Source organism: Micromonospora sp. NPDC005206 (assembly GCF_040608175.1).
Classification (GTDB): domain Bacteria; phylum Actinomycetota; class Actinomycetes; order Mycobacteriales; family Micromonosporaceae; genus Micromonospora.
In genome coordinates, this window is sequence record NZ_JBEXHU010000001.1 from 403629 (window position 1) to 418260 (window position 14632).

Consider the following 14632-nt stretch of genomic DNA (forward strand, 5'->3'; position numbering starts at 1 on the left):
GTCAGACCTCCGGGTCGCGGCCGCTGTCGGGGGCGTCGGTCGTGACCTGCGGTGGATAGTGCGGGCCGAGATCCCCGGACCGCCGCCGGTAGTCGACGAGGAGGTCCAACAGGTCCTGGCCTCTCGGGCGCCGACCGGGCCGGACGTCGCAGGTGCCGACCTTGCTCTCCTGGATCAGGACGTTGGGGTCGAGGCTGATCCCGAACAGGTCGTTCGCCGAGTCGCCGGTCACCAGGCCCTCGAAGCCGAAGTGGTACGGCAGCCAGAGCTGGTGGATGATGCGGCCGTCCACCCGCAGCGGCGTGAGCCGGTCGGTTACCAGCACCTTTGCCTCGATGGCGGCGCGGGTGCTGATCAGGTGGGCCCAGCCCAGGTGGTTCAGCCCGACCTCGGCGGCCAGCTCCGGGGACACCTCGACGAACATCTCCGGTTGCAGCTCGGCCAGCGGGCGGACCATGCGGCTCATCGCACCCGCGGTGTGGTGTTCGGTGAGTCGGCTGGCCGTGAACACGTACGGGAAGACCTGGCTGTGTGGCTCCGGCGGGCTCGGGTTGAGCGTGTTGATCGGGTGTGTGTAGACCTTGCGGGTCGGGTTGGCCTGCTGCCGGTAGAGCGGATTGCGCACCGGCGACTCGACCGGCTCGTAGTGCGTGGGCAACGGCCCGTCGAGTACGCCGGTGGGCGCGTACAGCCAGCCCTTGCCGTCGCTCTGGAGGACGAACGGGTCGTCGCCGGCGAGCCCCGCCACGCCCGAGGAGCCCGGGGGCGGCCGATAGGAAGGTGGTTTGGTCTTCTCGAAGTCCGGCACGTCGTAGCCGGTCCACTGGGCCTTCTCCGGGTCCCACCAGACGTACTTCTTGCGCTCGCTCCACGGCCTGCCGTCCGGGTCGGCGGACGCCCGGTTGTAGAGGATGCGCCGGTTCGCCGGCCAGGCCCAGCCCCACTCCGCGGCCACCCAGTCCTGCTCGTGGCGGGACTTGCGCCGGGCCGCCTGGTTCACCCCGTCCGCGTACACGCCCGTGTAGATCCAGCACCCACCGGCGGTGGAGCCATCGTCCTTCATCTCGGTGAACGTCGACAGCGGTCGTCCGCTGGCCACCTCGTAACCGTTGATCTCGTACAGCACCGCCTCGGCGCTCGGCTCGGCCGTCGGCCCGTGCGTGGGGTAGCGCCAGTTCAGGTCGAGCAGCGCCCGGTCGCGGGGTCGGGTCGACTTGGCCAACCGTTCCCGGATGATGCGGCCGAGGTGGTAGAAGAACCACAGCTCGGAACGGGCGTCGCCTGGCGGTTCGACGGCCTTCTCCCGCCACTGCAGCAACCGCTGCGTCTGGGTGAAGGTCCCCTCCTTCTCCACATGGGAGGCCGCGGGCAGGAAGAACACTTCGGTGCGGCACTCCTCTGGCACGATCTCGCCGGTCTCGATCTCCGGGGCGTGCTGCCAGAACGTGGCGCTCTCGATCATGAACAGATCCCGGACCACCAGCCAGTCCAGGTTCGCCATACCGAGGCGCTGCGCCCGCCCGTGCGCCGAACCGACCGCCGGGTTCTGCCCCAGCAGGAAGTACCCCTTGACCTTCCCGTCGATCATGTCCAGGACCTGCTGGTACGTGCCGTGATCGCCGGTCATCCGCGGCAGGTAGCCGTAGCAGTAGTCGTTCTCGGCGGTGGCCGCGTCCCCCCAGTACGCCTTGAGGAGGTTCACCCCGTAGGTGCGCGCGTTGCCCCAGAAGCCCTTCTGACCCGGGTGGCGGATGCTTTCCACCCACTCGTCCAGCGTCGGGTGGTCGGCGTGGTGCGGCATCGGCAGGTAACCCGGCAGCAGGTTGAACAGCGTCGGGATGTCCGTCGAGCCCTGGATGCTGGCATGCCCCCGCAGCGCCATCACCCCGCCGCCCGGGCGACCCATGTTGCCCAGGAGCAACTGAATGATCGCGCCCGTGCGGATGTACTGCACGCCCACGCTGTGCTGCGTCCAGCCCACCGAGTACACGAGCATGCCGGTGCGTTCCCGGCCCGAGTTCCGCGTCCAGGCCTGGGCCAGCTCGAGGAACTTCTCCTGGGAGATGCCGCAGACCTGCTCGACCATCTCCGGCGTGTAGCGGGCATAGTGCCGCTTGAGGATCTGGTAGACGCAGCGCGGGTGCTGCAACGTCTCGTCCCGCTCGGTCTGCCCATTCAGCGGCGCGCCGTGCGACTCGTGCTCCAGCCCGGCAGCGGTTTCCCGCTGTGTCTCGGTGTCCCGTGTCGCGGCGTTCTGCCCGTACCCCTCGTACCGCCAGCTCTTCTGGTCGTAGCTGGCGTTCTCCTCCTTGAAGCCGGAGAAGAGGCCGTGCAGATCCTCGGTGTCGAGGTACTCCTCGGTCACGATGGTGGCGGCGTTGGTGTAGGAGACGACGTACTCGCGGAAGTCGAGTTCGTTCTCCAGGATGTAGCGCACCACCCCGCCCAGCAGGGCGATGTCGGTGCCCGCCCGGATCGGCAGGTACGAGTCAGCCAGCGCGCTGGTCCGGGTGAACCGGGGATCGACGTGGAAGACCTTCGCACCCCGGCGCTTGGCCTCCATCACCCACTGGAAGCCCACCGGGTGCGCCTCGGCCATGTTCGAACCCTGAATGATGATCACGTCGGAGTTGGCCAGGTCCTGCTGGAACTGGGTGGCGCCGCCACGACCGAAGCTGGTCCCCAGACCGGGGACGGTGGCGGAGTGTCAAATACGGGCCTGGTTCTCGATCTGGAGCGCCCCCATCGCGGTGAACAACTTCTTGATGAGGTAGTTCTCCTCGTTGTCCAGCGTCGCCCCACCCAGACTGGAGATCCCCAGCGTCCGGTTGAGCGGCCGGCCCTCGCCGTCGACGTCCTCCCACGTCTCGTCCCGGGCGGCCAGCACCCGATCAGCGATCATGTTCATCGCCGTGTCGAGGTCGAGATCCTCCCACTCGGTGCCGTACGGCCGGCGGTAGCGGATCGTCGTCTGGCGCAACGGGCTGGTCACCAGGCTCTTGCTGGCTGAACCCTTCGGACAGAGCCGACCCTGGGAGATCGGGCTGTCCGGGTCGCCTTCGATCTGGGTGACCTGCCCGTCCTTGACGTACACCCGCTGCGCGCAGCCGACGGCGCAGTAGGGACAGACGGACTTGGCCACCGAGTCGGCGGTGTCGGTGCGGGCGGTGAGCGACAGGGAGCGGGCGGACTTGGCCGCGGCGCCCCGGCCCAGCGGGTCGGTGCCGGTGAGCTGACGGTAGAGCGGCCAGCTTTCGACCCAGCGGCGCACTCCCATCACTGCACCTTTCCGACGAAAGCGATAAAAAGTGAACAGACTGACAATAGATGAGCGGCCGACCGGCGCGCAGGGGATCCCGCAGCTGGGTCAGGGGCGGTGGATCGGGGTCTCAAGGTCGGTGAGCGGGCGACCCGAGCCACCCCAGGCCTGAGCGATGATCTCGGCGGCGATCGCCACGGCCGTCTCCTCCGGCGTGCGCGCGCCGAGGTCCAGCCCGATCGGCGAGGAGAGCCGGGCCAGGGCGGCGTCGCTCACGCCCGCCTCGCGCAGCCGTCGCAGCCGGTCCGAGTGCGTACGGCGGCTGCCCATCGCACCGATGTAGCGGGCTGGGGTGTGCAGGGCGACCTCGAGCAGCGGCACGTCGAACTTCGGGTCGTGGGTCAGGACGCAGAGCACCGTGCGGTCGTCGACCGTCGTCGACTCCAGGTACTTGTGCGGCCACTGGACGACGAGGTCGTCGACGTCCGGGAAGCGTGTGCGAGTGGCGAACACCGGGCGGGCGTCGCAGACCGTGACGTGGTAGCCGAGGAACCCGCCGATCCGGGCCATCGCGGCGGCGAAGTCGATCGCGCCGAAAATGATCATCCGGGGTGGGGGCACGTACGACTGGACGAACACGGACACGTCGTCGAGCCGCTCCTCCCCCCGCCGGCCCAGGTGGACCATGCCCGTTGCGCCCAGGGCAAGCATGCCGGCGGCGTGGCGGGCCGCCGCGTCGTCCAGCTCGGACGCGCCGAGGCTGCCCGCGACCCGGTCGGGCCAGACCACCAGCTGCGCGTTCTCGACCGATGCCGTGGCGACCGGCCGGCCGTCCCGGACCGCCGCGAACACCTCGTCGGGCTCGGTCATCGCGACATCCGGCTGGACCAGGATCTCGATCGTGCCGCCGCAGGTCAGGCCGACGTCGAACGCGTCGTCGTCGCTGACGCCATAGGTCTGGGTGCGGGCCTTGCCGGTCTCGACCGCAGCCCGGCAGAGCTCGTAGACGGCGCCCTCGACACACCCGCCCGAGATGCTGCCCAGGACCTCGCCGCCGGCGGAGACGGCCATGGCCGCGCCGGGCTGCCGGGGCGCCGACTGCCAGGTTCGGACGACGGTCGCGACGGCAAACGGAACACCAGCGGCGCGCCAGCCGGTCAGTCCGTCGACGATGTCCCTCATGACCGCACGATCCGCGAGCGTCGGCGGCACCGTCAACGGCGACCTAAGCAACTGCTTAGGTCGCCGTTGACTTCGGCCGGCGCCGGGATGAGATTCTCCGCAACCACGGAGGTGCGACATGCAGGTGCCGGCACCGTTCGAGTACGAGCGAGCCACCAGTGTGGACCATGCCATCGGCCTGCTGGAGCGGCTGGGCAGCACCGCACGGCTGATCGCCGGAGGGCACAGCCTGCTGCCGATGATGAAGCTCCGGCTGGCCAACTTCGACTATCTCATCGACATCAACGACCTGCACCCCGAGCTCGGCTACATCGAAACGGGCCCGAACGAGGTACGGATCGGCGCGCTCACCCGACATCGGGAGCTGCTCGAGTCCGCCCAACTGGCCGCGGCGTTCCCCATCTTCGCCGACGCCGAACGGGTGATCGCGGACCCGGTGGTGCGCAACCGGGGCACGCTGGGCGGCTCGCTCTGCCAGGCCGACCCGTCCGAGGACCTCTCGGCGGTCTGCACGACCCTGGACGCGCGGTGCGTGATCCGCGGCCCGGGTGGCGCAGAACGGGTCGTGTCCATGGAGGAGTTCCACGTCGGGCCGTACGAGACAGCAGTCGGGGACGACGAGATGCTGGTCGAGGTGCGGCTGCCGGTGCGGCCCGGATGCGGCAGCGCGTACCAGAAGGTTGAGCGCCGGGCCGGCGACTGGGCTGTCGTGTCGGCCGGCGCGGCGGTGTGGCTCGACGGCGGCGCGATCGTGGACGCCCGGGTCGGGCTCGCGGCGGTCGGCCCGAACACGACGGGCATCCCGGAGATCTCGGCGGCGCTGCGTGGGCGGGAGCCCTCCGAGAGCCTGTACGAGCAGGCCGGGGCGATCGCCGCGGCCAGCTGCGAGCCGGCGACCGACCAGCGCGGCAGCGCCGACTACAAGCGGCATCTGGCCGCCGAGCTGACCAGACGGACCCTGCGCCGGGCCGTCGAACGGGCGAGGAGTTGAGCATGCAGGTCACGATGACCGTCAACGACGTCGAGGTCACCCGGGAGATCGAGGCCCGGCTGCTGCTGGTGCACTTCCTGCGGGACGTGCTGGGCCTGACCGGCACGCACTGGGGCTGCGACACCAGCAACTGCGGCACCTGCGTGGTCTGGTTGGACGGCGAGCCGGTGAAGTCGTGCACGGTGCTCGCCGCGATGGCCGGCGGCCACCAGGTGCGTACCGTCGAGGGCCTCGCCAAGGGCGCCCAGCTCGACCCGATCCAAGAGGGTTTCATGCAGTGCCACGGCCTGCAGTGCGGCTTCTGCACACCAGGGATGATGATGACCGCCCGAGCGCTGCTCGACCGCAACCCCGACCCGAGCGAGTCGGAGATCCGGGAGGCGATCTCGGGTCAGATCTGCCGGTGCACGGGTTACGCGACCATCGTCCGCTCGGTCCGCTGGGCCGCCGTGGCCGAGGCGCAGGCCGCCGCCCAGGTCGCCGAGACCACCGAATCGAGTGCGGCCGGCGAGATCGCCGACGCCGGCCAGACCGCGGAGGCCGCCGCATGACCACCGTGCACGAGCGCGTGGACACGTTCCACGACAACGACCAGAAACCCGTCGGGTACGGCCGGATGCTGCGCAAGGAGGACCCCCGGTTCCTCCGCGGTCGCGGCCGGTACGTCGACGACGTCCAACTGCCCGGCATGCTGCACCTGGCGATTCTCCGGTCGCCGGTGGCGCACGCCCGGATCCTCAGCATCGACACGAGCGCCGCCGAGGCGTCGCCCGGGGTGATGGCGGTGGTGACCGGGGCGATGCTGGCACAGCAGGGCCTGGCCTGGATGCCGACCCTCTCCAACGACGTGCAGGCCGTGCTCGCCACCGACAAGGTGCGCTTCCAGGGCCAGGAGGTCGCGTTCGTCGTCGCCGAGGACCGCTACGCGGCGCGCGACGCTTTGGAGTTGATCGACGTCGAGTACGACGTCCTCGACCCGGTGATCGACGCCCGCCGGGCGTTGGAGCCGGACGCCCCGCTGATCCGCGACGACCTGGAAGGCAAGACGAACAACCACTGCTTCGACTGGGAGACCGGCGACGCGGCGGCCACCGAGGCGGTGTTCGCACGCGCGGACGTCGTGGTCAGCCAGGATCTCGTCTACCCCCGGGTGCACCCGGCGCCGATGGAGACGTGTGGGGCGGTCGCCGACTTCGACGCCGTCGAGGGCAAGCTGCGGCTCTGGTCCACCACCCAGGCGCCGCACGCGCACCGCACCCTCTACGCCATCGTCGCGGGCCTGCCCGAGCACAAGATCCAGGTGATCGCGCCGGACATCGGCGGCGGATTCGGCAACAAGGTCCCCATCTACCCCGGGTACGTCTGCGCGATCGTCGCCTCGATCGTCACGGGCAAACCGGTGAAGTGGATGGAGGACCGGTCGGAGAACCTGATCAGTACCGGCTTCGCCCGCGACTACATCATGCGCGGTGAGATCGCGGCGACCCGGGACGGCCGGATCCTCGGCATCCGGACCAACGTGCTGGCCGACCACGGCGCGTTCAACGGCACCGCCGCGCCGGTGAAGTACCCGGCCGGCTTCTTCGGAGTCTTCACCGGCAGCTACGACATCGAGGCCGCCTACTGCAGCATGACGGCGGTCTACACCAACAAGGCGCCCGGCGGCGTCGCGTACGCCTGCTCGTTCCGGATCACCGAGGCGGTCTACCTGGTCGAGCGGATCGTCGACTGTCTCGCCGACGAACTGGGCATGGACCCGGCCGAACTGCGGCTGAAGAACTTCATCCAGCCGGAGCAGTTCCCGTACACGACGAAGACCGGCTGGGTGTACGACTCCGGCAACTACGAGCCGACCATGCGGCTCGCGATGGACATGGCCGGCTACGCCGAGCTGCGCCGTGAGCAGGAGGAGAAGCGCGCCCGGGGCGAGCTGATGGGCATCGGCATCGCGTTCTTCACCGAGGCGGTCGGCGCCGGCCCCCGCAAGAACATGGACATTCTCGGGCTGGGCATGGCCGACGGCTGCGAGCTGCGCGTCCACCCGACCGGCAAGGCCGTGGTACGCCTGAGCGTGCAGTCCCAGGGCCAGGGGCACGAGACCACGTTCGCGCAGATCGTCGCCGAGGAGATCGGGATCCCGCCGGCCGACATCGAGGTGCTGCACGGCGACACCGACAACACCCCGTTCGGCCTCGGCACGTACGGCAGCCGCTCGACGCCCGTGTCCGGCGCGGCGGCCGCCCTGGTGGCGCGCAAGGTCCGCGACAAGGCCCGGATCATCGCCTCGGGCATGCTCGAGGTCTCGGTGGCGGACCTGGAGTGGGAGAAGGGCGCGTTCCACGTCAAGGGCGACCCGGGCACGTCCGTCACAATCCAGGACATCGCCATGCGCGCGCACGGCGCGGGTGACCTGCCCGAGGGCATCGAGGGCGGGCTGGAGGCGCAGATCTGCTACAACCCGTCGAACCTGACGTACCCGCACGGCGCGTACATCTGCGTGGTGGACATCGATCCCGGCACCGCGCAGGTGAAGGTGCGACGGTTCATCGCGGTGGACGACTGTGGCACCCGGATCAACCCGATGATCATCGAGGGGCAGGTGCACGGCGGGCTGACCGACGGGGTCGGCATGGCGCTGATGGAGATGATCGCGTTCGACGAGGACGGCAACTGCCTCGGCGCGTCGCTGATGGACTACCTGATCCCGACGTCACTGGAGGTGCCCGACTGGGAGACCGGCTTCACCGTCACCCCGTCGCCGCACCACCCGATCGGCGCGAAGGGCGTCGGCGAGTCGGCGACGGTCGGTTCTCCCCCGGCGATCGTCAACGCGGTCGTGGACGCCCTCAAGCCCTTCGGCGTACGGCACGCCGACATGCCGCTGACGCCGTCGCGGGTCTGGGACGCGATGCGCGGCCAGGCCCGGCCGCCGGTCTGAGGGGCCAGGATGACCACGATCGGGGACCGCGCCCGGGAGCTGACCACCTCCCGCGAGCCGTTCGTGCACGCCACCGTGGTCCGCGCGCAGGAGCCGACGTCGGCCCGGCCGGGCGACGCCGCGGTGATCCGGGCGGACGGCTCGATCGAGGGCTTCGTGGGCGGGGTGTGCGCCGAGAGTTCGGTGCGGGCCGCCGCGCTCGACGCCCTGCGCGACGGCGACGCCCTGCTGCTGCGGGTGCTGCCGGACGGCGCGGCCCCGTTCCCCGAGGCGCCGGGAGCGCGGGTGGTGGTGAACCCGTGCCACTCCGGTGGCGCCGTCGAGATCTTCCTTCGGCCGATGCTGCCGGCCCCAACGCTGCGGGTGGTCGGTGACACGCCGATCGCCGCCGCGGTGGCGACGTTGGCGGCGTTCCTGGACTTCGACGTCGTCACCTCCGACGACCACGCCGGCTGCACCGCCGTCGTGGTTGCCGGGCTGGGCAGGGGCGAGCAGGACGCGATCCGGGCCGCGCTGGACGCCGGCGTGCGGTTCATCGCGCTGGTCGCCAGCCACACACGCGGCGAGGTCGTGCTCGACGAGCTGGGGTTGACCGACCCCGAGCGGGCCCGCGTCCACTCGCCGGCCGGGCTGGACATCGGCGCGCGTACGCCGCCGGAGATCGCGCTGGCCATCATGTCCGAGGTGGTCCGAGCGATCCGGGTGCAGGGTCTGAGCCCGTCCTCCGGTACGCCGGCGGCGAGGCCACAGCAGGCCGTCGACCCGGTGTGCGGGATGACCGTGCTGGTCGGGCCGGAAACGCCGTACGCGCGAGTCGACGGGCAGGACGTCTGGTTCTGCTGCCCCGGCTGCCTCGCGCGTTACACGGCGGCGTAGCCCGTGTTCACGACCGGCCTGGTGCTCGCCGCCGGGGCGTCGGTCCGCCTGGGCGAGGCGAAGCAACTGCTCCCGTACCGGGGGCGAACGCTGCTCGACGCGACCCTTGACCTGGCCCGCTCGTGCGGCTTCGACCAACTGCTCGTGACCCTCGGCGGCGCGGCGAGCGGAATCCGCGACCGGGTGGACCTCACCGGGTGCCAGGTCGTCGAGAACCCGGCGTTCGGCAGCGGCTGCGGGTCGTCGGTCAGCACGGCCGCCCGCGCGGTGGACCCGCGCGCCGACGCGCTCGTGCTGCTCCTCGGCGACCAGCCCGGGGTACGCGCCGCCGACGTCCGTCGGGTCGCCGCGGCGGCCACCCCGCTAGCCGTGAGCCGGTACGCCGACGGGCTGGGCCATCCGTTCCGCTTCGACCGCGAGGTCCTTCCCGAGCTGTACGACCTGCACGGCGACCGGGCCGTGTGGAAGCTGCTGCAGTCCGGTCGCCACCCGGTGACCGAGGTACCCGTCGACGGGCCGGTGCCGATCGACGTGGACACCCGCGCGGACTACGAGCGGCTGCTGGCGGGAGAGCCGTGAAGGACGCGCTGACCGTCCGGCACCGCCTCGACGCCGTCGACTACCTGGTCGACGACGGCATGGCGATGGCCCTGTTCCTGGCGTTGCGGCTCGGCCGGCCGCTGCTGCTGGAGGGCGAACCCGGTGTCGGCAAGACCGCCGCCGCGAAGGCGCTGGCCCGGGCGCTGGAGACACCACTGATCCGGCTGCAGTGCTACGAGGGGCTGACCGCCGGCGAGGCGCTCTACGAGTGGAACTACCAGCGGCAACTGCTGGCGATCCGGCTCGCCGAGGCGCAGCACGCCCGGCTCACCGACGCGGACCTGTTCAGCGCCGAGTTCCTCCAGGAACGGCCGATCCTGCGGGCCGTACGCCATCAGGGACCGGTCCCGCCGGTCCTGCTGATCGACGAGATCGATCGCGCCGACGACGAGTTCGAGGCGCTGCTGTTCGAGTTCCTCGGCGAGGCCGGGGTGACGATCCCCGAACTCGGCACGTTCACCGCTCGTACGCCGCCCGTCGTGGTGCTCACCTCCAACCGCAGCCGGGAACTGCACGACGCGCTGCGTCGCCGCTGCCTGTACCACTGGATCGACTTCCCCGAACCGGACCGGGCCGTGGAGATCGTCCGCCGGGCCGTGCCGGGCGCGACCGAACCGCTGATCCGTACAGCGGTGCAGTTCATCGGCGACGTGCGGGGCCTGGGGTTGGAGAAGGCGCCAGGGATGGCGGAGACCATCGACTGGGTGTCCGCGCTGTCCGTGCTGGGCGCCGCCGACCTGGCCACCGCCGAGGTTTCCCGGACCATCGGCGCCATCGCCAAGACCGCTGACGACCGTGCCGTCGTCGCCGCCGCGCTCGGCCCCCACCAGGAGAGTCAGGTATGAAGATCACCAATGAGTTCGCGGTCGCCGTTCCAATCGAGCGGGCCTGGGCCGTGCTCACCGACCTCGAAGGGATCGCGCCGTGCCTGCCGGGCGCCCAACTGACCGGCGTCGACGGTGACATCTACCGCGGCAGGGTGAAGGTCAAGGTCGGGCCGGTCGTCTCGGAGTTCGCGGGCACCGCGCGGTTCGTCGAGAAGGACGAGGCGGCGTACCGCGGGGTGATCGACGCGAAGGGCCGCGACGCCCGGTCGACGGGGAACGCCTCAGCTCTGGTCACCGCCCACCTCCGGCCGGAGGGCGACCGGACGCTGGTCAGCGTGGACACCGACCTGAAGATCTCGGGGAAGCTGGCCCAGTTCGGCAGCGGCATGATCAAGGAGGTGTCCGGCAAGCTACTGGCCCAGTTCGTCAGCAACCTGGAAGCCACGCTGGCGGCCGAGGAGACGCCGACGGCCGCCGACGGCGCAGCGACCGTGCCGGCACCCCGACCCGAGTCCGAGCACGCCACGTCGACCGCGCAGCCCGAACCCGGCCCCCTCCCGGCCGCGTCCGCCGCAGCGGTCGCGGCCACACCCGTCACCGCCGCCGTCGCGCCCTCGCCGGTCGAGCCGTCGCCGGTCGAGCCGCCACCGCTGGAGCCGTCGGCTGCCGAGCCTTCGACCGGCACCCTGCGCGCCACGCCGGCCGCCGAACCGGAGGCACTCGACCTGCTCAGCATCGCGGGCGGTTCGATCACCAAGCGGCTCGTACCGGTGCTCGTCGGTCTCGTCGCGGTCGGCGCGGTGATCGCCTGGCTGGTCGCGCGCCGGTGAGTCCGGCCCTGCTGCGCGGGATCGACCGGGCCGCGTTCGCGGTGGCGTTCGCCGGCCGGCTGCGGCACGCCGGCGTCCCCGCCGGGCTCACCGACATCGACGACTTCGTCCGGGCGCTCGACGCCAGCCCACCCGACTCGATGTCCACGCTCTACTGGACCGCCCGAATCAGCCTGGTCCGGCGGCACGCCGACCTGGCCGCGTTCGACAGCGTCTTCGCAGCCGTCTTCGCGGACGCGCCACCGCTGCCACCACCGAACCGATCCGCCACGCCGGCGGGCGACCGCGACGACGTACACGTGCCGGTGCCCACCGGCGCTGCCGACGATGGTCCGGGCGGCGGACTGCCGTGGGCGACGCTGCCGCCGGCCGTCGCCGAGTCGGCGGAATGCGACACCGCGCTGCGGCTGCCCGAGCGACGCCCCAGCGCCCTCGCCGGGCTCGCCGACCGGCCGTTCGACGAACTCGACGCCGCGCAGGTCACGCAGCTCGGTGACGCCCTCCGCGCGGCCGTCGACGGCTGGCCGACCCGCCGCGCCCGGCGGCACGCCGTCAGCCCGACCGGACGGCGGATCGCGCTGCGGCCCACGATCACCCGGGCCCGCCGCACCGGGTGGGAACCCGTCCAGGTCGTCCGCGAGCGGCCGGTCCGGCGACCACGCCGGGTCGTGCTGCTCTGCGACGTCAGCGAGTCGATGCGGGCGCAGGCGACCGCGTACCTGCACCTGATGCGGGCGTTCGCGGTCGTCGCCGAGGCGGAGACGTTCGCGTTCGCGACGACGCTGACCCGGCTCACGGTGGTGCTGCGACACACCTCGGCCGCCGAGGCGGTCGCGCGAGCCAGCGCGGCCGTGACCGACCGGTACGGCGGCACCCGGATCGCCACGAACCTGCGCGCCCTGCTCAGCTCCCGGCACGCGGACGCCGTCCGCGGGGCCGTGCTGGTGATCGGCTCGGATGGCTGGGACAGCGACCCGCCCGACGAACTCGCCGCCGTGATGGCCCGACTGCGCCGCCGCGCATACCGGATCGTCTGGTTGAATCCGCGCGCCGGCGCCCCCGGCTTCGCTCCCCGGGCCGGCGGCATGGCCGCCGCGCTCCCCTACTGCGACCGGCTGCTGCCGGCCGGCACGTTCGGGGACCTGCTGCTCGCCGCCCGTCAGCTCCAGAGCGTCACGTGCACCGACGGCTTGAAGTGACCGATGCTGACGCCCGCGCCGCGCATCATCGCCTGAATCGCCCGAGGAGTCGACGAGAACCGCGACAGCTCGGCGGCCGCCGACAGGGGGCCCGGACCGGCCAGCACCTGCGAATGCCACACCGCCTCGACGGTGGCGTGTGGCCCCACCACCTGCTGGAGCTGGCCCTCGCGCACGTCCGGCGCGACGGTGAACGAGAGCGCCGGCGAGACGCCCCTGCCCCGCTTGGCCTCCCCCAGTGCCGCGGCGTGGCTCTGGAAGATCTGCTGCCGGTCGTCGGGCACGGCCAGCCGGCGCAGCATCATGGGGACCGCGCCCAGGTCGGCGGCCGCCGACGGGCCGAGCAGCCAGGTCTGCTCCCGCAACTGCCCCGGGGACGCCGGCACACCGGCCAGCGGATGATCCGGGCCGACCACAAGCACGAGCCGGTAGTTCATCATCGGCCGGCAGGCGATCGCCCCGTCGACGACCGGCGGCTGCGGCCCGACCGCGATGTCCGCGGCCCGGGTCAGCAACAGCGACTCGAACGAGCCCGGGTTGCGCACGCTCAGCTCCACATCGAGGTCGGCGGCCCGCTTCGCGAACAGCTCGATCAGCCCCGGCGCGGCGAACTCGGCGAACAGGCTGGACGCGGCCACCCGCAGCAACCGTCGACCGCGTTTCGCGGCGCTCACCTCGAGCATCGTCCGATCCTGCAGACCCAACAGCTCCGCCGCCCGACTGGCCAGCCGGAGCCCACCCGGGGTGAACGCGAGGCCCGCCGCCGTCTTGCTGAACAGCTTGTCCCCGAACTCCCTGCGCAACTGTGCGACGTGGAGCGACACGGCCGACTCGGACACCTCAAGCTCGGCGGCGGCCTGCTTGACGGACCCCAACCGGACCACGGCGACGTACGCGCGCAGCTGCGTCGGGGTCATCGGCGCCCCACCTCCCCGCCCGATCGCGTGGTTCGGCTCTCCGTCGAGACGAACCACGATCATCCCCCGCCGATGCACCTCGCCACCAGCTCCAGTTCACTTGGCCGCAGCCACGCCCGTGCCGGAGATGCATCAAACGAGACGCTGGATGCGCGCCTTCGGCCGCTCGTTTCTCCGGTGGGCGTGCTTGTGCTGGCGGACCTGCTCGTTCCAGACCTCCTGGTCGTAGTCCGGGTCGGGCGGGATCCACTTGTGCGACCCGTCGCTGTAGTGGAACTTCTCATCGCCTGCCCGCAGGATGCTCACCGCACCCATCCAAGAAACAGCCGGTGCAGCGCGCCGGCCGGTACCCAGGTCAGGTCCGCCGACGCGCGGACCAGTTGAGCACCCAGGTAGAGGGCAAGCGACACCGGCGCCTCCTCGAACTCCGCGCTCAGCTCCCGCCGTCGGATCCGGCACGGCCACGGCGCGTCGCACCCGCCACAGCTCCAGATCGGCAACACCGGGCCGTGCCTGGTCACCGCGAGCCTCCGAGCAGCGACGCTGTGAGCGACCGCGCCTGCCGCCTGATCGCCCACTCCACCTGCCAGAACGGGGACGGAGCCAACAGCGAGCACCACGTCCGGCATCTCGTGCACATCCCGTCGAGCCCGCGAAGATGCACGCTCTTGATGCGCTGTACCCGGTCGTCGTTCACTGCTCCTCCTCTCCCGCCAATGCCCCCGCCTGATCGGGATCCGGTGCCGGACTCGGCAGGGAAGGTCTCCGCCGCACCGGCAGACCCAGCGCCACTTACGCCACGACCACCCGGGCCGGTGCCGCCGTGCCAGGGTCATCGCGACTGCGATCAGGTACTGGTCGTAGGAGACTCGTCGCCACGGCGGTGAGCTGTCCCCCATCGCTGTCTCCCTTCGGCGGGCAGCACGACATGGCCGACACCCTCGGACGGGACCGGTTACGGAACGTTCGGTAACTACGACGCTACGATCACGACGGCGGCCGTTGAACTCACC

The 14632-nt window shown here is 71.3% G+C and carries 13 protein-coding genes; 8 read left to right on the forward strand and 5 right to left on the reverse strand.

Annotated features, from left to right (window positions below):
• Position 1 precedes the first annotated feature (1 nt).
• Together fdh and ABZU69_RS01910 are read right to left on the reverse strand one after the other, a co-directional pair.
• The gene (gene fdh / locus ABZU69_RS01905; RefSeq protein ID WP_354962526.1) at positions 2 to 3277 is read right to left on the reverse strand and encodes a formate dehydrogenase; all 3276 of its coding nucleotides are present in this window, start codon (positions 3275 to 3277) and stop codon (positions 2 to 4) included.
• 90 nt (positions 3278 to 3367) lie between these two features.
• On the reverse strand, positions 3368 to 4441 hold the full coding sequence (locus tag ABZU69_RS01910) for an XdhC/CoxI family protein (RefSeq protein WP_354962527.1): 1074 nt from the start codon (positions 4439 to 4441) through the stop codon (positions 3368 to 3370).
• 118 nt (positions 4442 to 4559) lie between these two features.
• On the opposite strand from ABZU69_RS01910, the gene ABZU69_RS01915 reads away from it, so the two are divergent.
• From ABZU69_RS01915 to ABZU69_RS01950, 8 genes are read left to right on the forward strand one after another with little or no spacing between them, the layout of a single operon-like run.
• Positions 4560 to 5432, forward strand: a complete 873-nt coding sequence (locus ABZU69_RS01915; RefSeq protein WP_354962528.1) for a xanthine dehydrogenase family protein subunit M — start codon at positions 4560 to 4562, stop codon at positions 5430 to 5432.
• A 2-nt stretch (positions 5433 to 5434) separates the two neighbouring features.
• Positions 5435 to 5983 (forward strand): (2Fe-2S)-binding protein, encoded by a 549-nt coding sequence (locus tag ABZU69_RS01920; protein ID WP_354962529.1) that lies wholly within the window; start codon positions 5435 to 5437, stop codon positions 5981 to 5983.
• Complete coding sequence (locus ABZU69_RS01925; protein ID WP_354962530.1) at positions 5980 to 8370, forward strand: aerobic carbon-monoxide dehydrogenase large subunit; 2391 nt, start codon at positions 5980 to 5982, stop codon at positions 8368 to 8370. The genes ABZU69_RS01920 and ABZU69_RS01925 overlap by 4 nt, the downstream gene beginning before the upstream one ends.
• 9 nt (positions 8371 to 8379) lie before the next feature.
• On the forward strand, positions 8380 to 9246 hold the full coding sequence (locus ABZU69_RS01930) for an XdhC family protein (RefSeq protein ID WP_354962531.1): 867 nt from the start codon (positions 8380 to 8382) through the stop codon (positions 9244 to 9246).
• A gap of 3 nt (positions 9247 to 9249) precedes the next feature.
• Positions 9250 to 9825: a nucleotidyltransferase family protein gene (locus ABZU69_RS01935; protein ID WP_354962532.1), complete on the forward strand. Its 576-nt coding sequence runs from the start codon at positions 9250 to 9252 to the stop codon at positions 9823 to 9825.
• A complete protein-coding gene (locus ABZU69_RS01940; protein ID WP_354962533.1) occupies positions 9822 to 10691 on the forward strand; it encodes a MoxR family ATPase in 870 nt (289 codons plus the stop codon). Before ABZU69_RS01935 ends, ABZU69_RS01940 begins: the two co-directional genes overlap by 4 nt.
• Positions 10688 to 11503, forward strand: a complete 816-nt coding sequence (locus ABZU69_RS01945; RefSeq protein WP_354962534.1) for an SRPBCC family protein — start codon at positions 10688 to 10690, stop codon at positions 11501 to 11503. The genes ABZU69_RS01940 and ABZU69_RS01945 overlap by 4 nt, the downstream gene beginning before the upstream one ends.
• Positions 11500 to 12702 (forward strand): VWA domain-containing protein, encoded by a 1203-nt coding sequence (locus ABZU69_RS01950; protein WP_354962535.1) that lies wholly within the window; start codon positions 11500 to 11502, stop codon positions 12700 to 12702. The genes ABZU69_RS01945 and ABZU69_RS01950 overlap by 4 nt, the downstream gene beginning before the upstream one ends.
• On the opposite strand, the gene ABZU69_RS01955 is transcribed toward ABZU69_RS01950, so the two are convergent.
• From ABZU69_RS01955 to ABZU69_RS01965, 3 genes are all read right to left on the reverse strand, one after another.
• Entirely contained in the window at positions 12663 to 13619 is a 957-nt protein-coding gene (locus tag ABZU69_RS01955) for a LysR family transcriptional regulator (protein WP_354962536.1), read from the reverse strand. The genes ABZU69_RS01950 and ABZU69_RS01955 overlap by 40 nt on opposite strands.
• Before the next feature lie 132 nt (positions 13620 to 13751).
• Entirely contained in the window at positions 13752 to 13925 is a 174-nt protein-coding gene (locus tag ABZU69_RS01960) for a hypothetical protein (RefSeq protein WP_354962537.1), read from the reverse strand.
• Complete coding sequence (locus tag ABZU69_RS01965; RefSeq protein WP_354962538.1) at positions 13922 to 14140, reverse strand: hypothetical protein; 219 nt, start codon at positions 14138 to 14140, stop codon at positions 13922 to 13924. Before ABZU69_RS01965 ends, ABZU69_RS01960 begins: the two co-directional genes overlap by 4 nt.
• Positions 14141 to 14632: the final 492 nt, after the last annotated feature.